We start from the raw sequence: 6,000 nt of genomic DNA on the forward strand, positions 1-6,000 counted from the left end.
ACACCGCTTTAAATCAATAATTTTAGGAATTTTACAGATGAGAAATTTCCTTATAAGATAGTGAGAGTGACAAATGAAGGGAGATTTATCAATGAGTACATGCAGTATTAAAGAAGATCGGGGATACACTGGTGTCATGTGGAAGACGGTATCCGAAGCGTGTAATTTATCCTGTGATTATTGTTATTATAGCCGATGTAATGGAATGCCAGGGAAAGTTGAGCGTATTGATGACGCTGTATTAGAAAAATTTATAAAAGAATATATGGCTTCCTCTAAAGGAGTTGCCAGCTTTGCTTGGCAGGGGGGAGAACCACTGTTAGCAGGGCTGGATTTTTTAAAAAAAGTCGTTTCATTGCAGGCCAAGTATGCTCCGAAAAATACGATTATCAGTAATGCAATTCAAACGAACGGAACGTTAATTACGAAAGAGTGGGCCGCTTTTTTCAAGAAATACAATTTTCTTGTTGGTGTTAGTTTGGACGGGCCGGAAAAGATCAATGATCAGAGACGAGTTACAGGTGCTGGGGGAGGTAGTTTTCAATCCATTATGAGAGGGATCCAGCATTTAAAGAATGCGAAGGTTGATTTCAACATTTTAACCGTGATACACGAGAATAATGTAACTAAAGCAAAGGAATTAATGGAATTTTATGACCAAGAGGGGTTTAAATATGTCCAATTTATTCCTTGTATGGACTTTCAGTCTCAGAATGTAAATCAGCCAGGGAAGTATTTAATTACGCCTAGAGAGTACGGGGACTTTTTATGTGAAGCTTTTGACGTTTGGTACAACGATGGTTATCCGAAAACGTCGATCCGATTTTTTGACAATATGTTATCTGTCTACCTTCATCAAGAGGCAGAACTTTGTACACACCGCGAAACATGTCCGAAAACAATTATTTTGGAAAGAAACGGTGATGCTTTTCCGTGTGATTTTTATATTCATGATGATTATAAGCTAGGGAATGTGGGTGTAGATAACATTCAAGATATATTGAATCATTCAATTTATGACACTTTTTTAGGATTGAAACCTGACTTACCTGCACAGTGCGAAAGGTGCGAATATCTTTCTTTATGTCACGGAGGATGTCCAAGGAATCGTAACTGGAATGTGGAGACTCAAGGTCACACCGTGGAGTATTTTTGCCAAAGCTTCAAACAAATATATGGATATGCTCATTCAAGAATGGAGGAAGTTGCAAAAAATTACAAAAGAAACTGGCTGAATGAATTGGTTAAAAGTGGGCGCGTTCTTCCAGGTAGAAACGACGAATGCTTTTGCGGCAGCGGGAAAAAATTTAAAAAATGCTGTCAAACGCTGGCTAATTAGGGGGCAGGAATATCATGTAGGGACAGGAACCCCTAGAGGGGCAGGAACAACCAGGGGCAGGAACACCGGTAGTTCCACCCTATACTCTCCTAGTAGAATGGGTTCATAGGTTGTAACAAAAAACCTGCAGGGGTTTAATGTATCAATGTTTAAGAGTGTTTTTAGTTATCGTGAAAAACGGTAGAAAACAGGAACAGTAGAGGACAGGAACATCCGAGCTCCCATCCCAACAATACCATTCTGAGAGGACTGTCCCTACCAACACAGATAAACAACGTAAAAACCTGTCATATCAAGGATTTGGTGTGTTGGCGAGAACCGTCCCCAGCACGCTCGCCAGCACGCCCCCCACCAGCAAGTTAAATTCAAGGATTCCCAAAAATTCAGGGGGTCCTTTTTTCTTTTTCTTTCGATTATGAAATTGAGTGGAAAAGAAAAGGAGGTGGCACAGACGAATGAAGATGACAATGACGGTGAAGGAAGTGGCGGAGTATCTTGGGGTTCATGAGGATTCGATTTACTATCTGGTAAAGGTACAGAGAATACCCCATTTTAGAATTAAAAGCAAGATCTTGTTCTCGCAGGAAAGTATTGATCTGTGGGTCAAGGATCAAGTGACGACATCAAGTAGGAAGGCATGGTGACAGGCACTTGTCGATTAATCTTTGGGAAGGATTGAATCAATGAACGCAATCATAGAGATTTGTGCATTCAAGGAATGGAAATCCACCAACGCTCTCTCGAAAGGTGCTTTGGTGTTGTGGTATACCTTAAAACTCATCCAAACTACCAATCACTTAGGCACGGAGTTCAACGCACCTAACAAAGTGCTCAAACAACTTGCGGGCCTCTCCAAACAAGGCATAGCTAATGCACGCCTTGAGCTTGAAGAGAACGGCCTTCTCCATTATCAAAATGGCTGTTTTGGAAAAGCGGGAATCTATCACATGGTTTCGATTGAAGACATCCAGCGAAACAAACTATTGGGTAAACAAGTTGACCCGGCTAAAACCAACTCACTAGACTCGGTTCAACCAGTAGGAGCAGCTAAGGTCAATTCACTTGACCAGGTCAAACCACTAGCCCCATTTAAGGGCTACTCACTTGACCAGGTCCACTCACTAGCCCCATCAAGGGCAACTGGCTTGACTGTACTTAAAGAAGAAGTAGAAGAAGAGGAAGAAGAGATCCCTTTTCCTCTCACAGAACAAGAAATAAACCCAATTCCTATCCAAATCTATGAAGATAACTTTGGCATCATCAGACCTGTCGTAAAAGACGCGTTACTTAACTGGTCCATGAAACTAGGGGAAGACCTCGTCATCGAAGCGATTAACATTGGGGTAAAAATGGGGGCACAAACCTACACTTACGTTGAAAAAATTTTACAAGAATGGGAGCGAGCCAATTTGAAAACATTACAAGATGTCCAAATCTATGAAATAAAAAAAGATGGCATGAAACGAAAGAGAACCTCCATTTTATTTCAGCAACCACAGCAACAACCAAACCAACGTCACCAGCAACACCCAGAACCACTAGCCATGAACCAATCAAGGCCCTACCACCATCCAAAAAGTATGCAACTTTCAACAGAAGAAAACTCATTCTTCAACGACCTAGTGTGGGAGGGTAATCAATGACACACGATGAAGCCATCAAAGTACTCAAGACTATCCGTGAATTTTACCCAAAGTATGATATTTCCCGGGAAAAAGCCAAGATCTTGATCCCACAATTACAACGAATGGACTACACCATCGTTCTCAAAAATTTATCCGAGTTCGTCGTAAAAAATCATTATCCTCCTACCATTAGAGAAATCGCTGGCTTTCCTCCAGAGGAAAATCCACACATCGAATACGCCAAGCAGTGGAGAATAGAGGCAGCCCAAGTCACCCAGGAGACCAAAAAAAGCTTTCACCAGAAACTTCAACAACTTTTTCAGAAAATGGCACGCCATGAATCCCATCACCTTGGACGCTGAGGTTTCCGTGCTAGGAGCCCTACTCCTAGAAGGACATCTCATCACAAACCTAGTGCTCGAGAACTACCATTTTACCAACGCAGACCACCAACAAATTTTTCAAACGATGAAAAAAGTACACGCGGATAACAAGTGTATCGATGTCGTTACCGTCACAACCGAACTAGGGGAGGATGTGTCAAAAGTAGGAGGTGTCTCGTATTTGCTGGAGCTAGCCCAGTCTGTGCCGAGTACGGCCAGCCTCCCTCATTACGAACGAATCCTGTTGGAGGCTTACCGGAACCGAAAAGCCAAAGATTTGGCCCTCAAGTTCTCCGAGGATCCCAACGAAGAAGGATTAGAAAAATTGCTGAAGGACCTAGCCGACTGTCAAAAGGTAGGAGGGCCGAGGGAAGAAAAGTCGACATTCGACTATCTCGTCGACATCACCGACGAAATGTGCTTCTCATCCCCCGAACTCAGCGGATTCCTTACAAATTTTTCTGATCTAGATGAAATGACCGGTGGCTTTCAACGCGGAGACCTGATCATCGTCGCAGCCAGACCTTCCGTTGGCAAAACCGCCTTCGCTCTGAATATCGCAGCTAGACATTGCACCAACGAAGGCACCACCTCTGTCTTCAGCCTAGAAATGGGAAACAAACAACTACTTCAACGAATGATTGCAGCAGAAGGACTGATCTTCAGCCAGAAATGGCGTTCCATGGCCTTCAACCAACAAGATTTTCATAAAGCCTTTGACGTCATTGGAAAAATAACAAAGTGGAACCTTCACCTCCACGAAAAGGCTCGCACTATAGGGGATATACGAGCTACGCTGCGGAAAACGGTTCACGACCAACCGAAGGCCAGGCATTTGGCCATCATTGATTATTTGCAACTCATCACTCCAACAGGAAGAAGGGAGAGGCGAGACTTGGAGGTAGGAGAGATGACGAGGGAACTTAAATTACTTGCGTTGGAGCTGAAGATTCCGATTATTTTGTTGTCCCAGCTCTCCAGAGGAGTGGAGCAGCGAAATGAAAAGAGGCCGCTCATGTCCGACCTCCGAGAATCCGGCAACATTGAGCAAGACGCCGACGTCATCGCCTTCCTCTACCGAGACGACTATTACAACCGAGATACCGAAAAACCTAAAATCGTAGAAATCATCATCTCCAAACAACGCAACGGCCCAACCGGAACTGTAGAACTATTATTTCACAAGGAGTTTGGGAGGTTCACTGATACGGGAGGGACAGGAACACCAGTGGGGACAGGAACACCCTGGGGGACAGGAACACCAGGCGGGACAGGAACACCAGGAGGGACAGGAACACCCCGAGGGACAGGAACACCGGGAGGAACTGGGACTGCCGGACCATGTTGATAGGAAAGGGGGAGGAAGAATAGTGTCCCAGGAGGGATTTGAAATCGATAACTAAGGGGGTGAGAGAGAGGCATACCACGCAGCACAACGAGGGAGAGGGTCCAAAACAAAGGCATCATAAAATCAATCAAGAATCTAGATGATCTATTAATCTACCAACCAAAAAACATTTATATGGAGGTTATACTTATGACAAACGAATACCAACCAATTCAAGAACCAGAATTACAGATTCCTCTTATCTTGCCACCGAAGGAAGCGGACACCATCGAATCACAGCAGCCGGAACTAGACACAGCGGTAGTCACAAGAATCATAGATGGCGACACCATAGAAGTTAACTTAAATGGAAACACGGTCGATGTCCGTCTACTGCTCATCGACACACCAGAATCTGTCCATCCTGATCAACCAGTCGAACGGTATGGACTTAAGGCAAGCAGATTTTCCGAAATATATCTCATCAGAAAAATCGTTCAGTTAGAATACGACGGTCCTCGTCTTGATCCTTATGGTAGAATCCTTGCCTACCTCTGGGTGGACGGCCAAAATTTCAATCAGATCCTTCTTGAAGAAGGCCTTGCCAATATTGCCTATGTTTTCAATCCATCGTATAAGTATTACGATCAGTTTCTAAGAGCTCAGGAAAAAGCCAAGGAAGAGAGGAAGGGGATGTGGGAGTGGGTTTAGGCATATGAAAAAAGCGTTGAACCTCAGTCGTTCAATTATATCTTCTTGGAACGGACACACCTATTAAGTTATATAAGAGCTATTCCACAATATTCCATATTGTGGAATAGCTCTTTAATTTGCAATAGACTAATACTACGTAGCAAATATTATTGGTAACAGCTTTTATAACAAAATAATGATAAAGGAGAATACACCCTGAGCATGTTAAAAATTTGGATTTCAAAAATGAAGGATGGGTTTGGATTTTATTGGAAATAAAGAGGTGAAAGTAAATTTACTCACTGATCGGGAGAATCAAACGGCATCACAGGAATCCCGTTTTTAAACTTTCTCATAATACGAATGGATATATATGTTAAAATATAATAAGTATATATAGGAAGTTTGTAAAACTTTACAGGAAGGAAGTATCAACAGGGAGTTTTAATAAATAAATAGATTATTTGCTTTTGCTAGTTTTATAAAAGTTGTGTTACAATCATTTTTTTCTAATGGTAAAATAAAGAGGAAAATAGGAAAAGCTTTACGTTTCTTACGAACAAATAGAAAAGGTACCGGAAGAAGGATTAAATTAAAATCTGATTATCCATTTAGCTCAGTTTCCTCTTTTCA

At 42.4% G+C, this 6,000-nt stretch carries 6 protein-coding genes; all 6 read left to right on the top strand.

Annotated features, from left to right (window positions below; all coding sequences use genetic code 11):
* Positions 1–91: 91 nt before the first annotated feature.
* The 6 genes from RZN25_13835 (at position 92) to RZN25_13860 (ending at position 5,385) form a co-directional block, all read left to right on the top strand.
* Positions 92–1,339 (top strand): anaerobic sulfatase maturase, encoded by a 1,248-nt coding sequence (locus RZN25_13835; protein ID MEQ6377897.1) that lies wholly within the window; start codon positions 92–94, stop codon positions 1,337–1,339.
* Between the two features lie 455 nt (positions 1,340–1,794).
* On the top strand, positions 1,795–1,983 hold the full coding sequence (locus RZN25_13840) for a helix-turn-helix domain-containing protein (protein MEQ6377898.1): 189 nt from the start codon (positions 1,795–1,797) through the stop codon (positions 1,981–1,983).
* Positions 1,984–2,022: 39 nt separating this feature from the next.
* Positions 2,023–2,982, top strand: coding sequence for a DnaD domain protein (locus RZN25_13845; GenBank protein MEQ6377899.1), 960 nt, complete (start codon positions 2,023–2,025; stop codon positions 2,980–2,982).
* Complete coding sequence (locus RZN25_13850) at positions 2,979–3,326, top strand: replicative helicase loader/inhibitor (GenBank protein ID MEQ6377900.1); 348 nt, start codon at positions 2,979–2,981, stop codon at positions 3,324–3,326. Before RZN25_13845 ends, RZN25_13850 begins: the two co-directional genes overlap by 4 nt.
* Positions 3,301–4,695: a replicative DNA helicase gene (dnaB, locus tag RZN25_13855; GenBank protein MEQ6377901.1), complete on the top strand. Its 1,395-nt coding sequence runs from the start codon at positions 3,301–3,303 to the stop codon at positions 4,693–4,695. The genes RZN25_13850 and dnaB overlap by 26 nt, the downstream gene beginning before the upstream one ends.
* Positions 4,696–4,869: 174 nt before the next feature.
* Entirely contained in the window at positions 4,870–5,385 is a 516-nt protein-coding gene (locus tag RZN25_13860; GenBank protein MEQ6377902.1) for a thermonuclease family protein, read from the top strand.
* Positions 5,386–6,000: the final 615 nt, after the last annotated feature.

The sequence above is a fragment of the Bacillaceae bacterium S4-13-56 genome (genome assembly GCA_040191315.1).
GTDB lineage: Bacteria > Bacillota > Bacilli > Bacillales > JAWJLM01 > JAWJLM01.

Coding starts and splice junctions, on each gene's coding strand:
- RZN25_13835 (MEQ6377897.1), top strand. CDS start 92: ATGAGTACATGCAGTATTAAAGAAGATCGGGGATACACTGGTGTCATG.
- RZN25_13840 (MEQ6377898.1), top strand. CDS start 1,795: ATGAAGATGACAATGACGGTGAAGGAAGTGGCGGAGTATCTTGGGGTT.
- RZN25_13845 (MEQ6377899.1), top strand. CDS start 2,023: ATGAACGCAATCATAGAGATTTGTGCATTCAAGGAATGGAAATCCACC.
- RZN25_13850 (MEQ6377900.1), top strand. CDS start 2,979: ATGACACACGATGAAGCCATCAAAGTACTCAAGACTATCCGTGAATTT.
- dnaB (MEQ6377901.1), top strand. CDS start 3,301: ATGAATCCCATCACCTTGGACGCTGAGGTTTCCGTGCTAGGAGCCCTA.
- RZN25_13860 (MEQ6377902.1), top strand. CDS start 4,870: ATGGAGGTTATACTTATGACAAACGAATACCAACCAATTCAAGAACCA.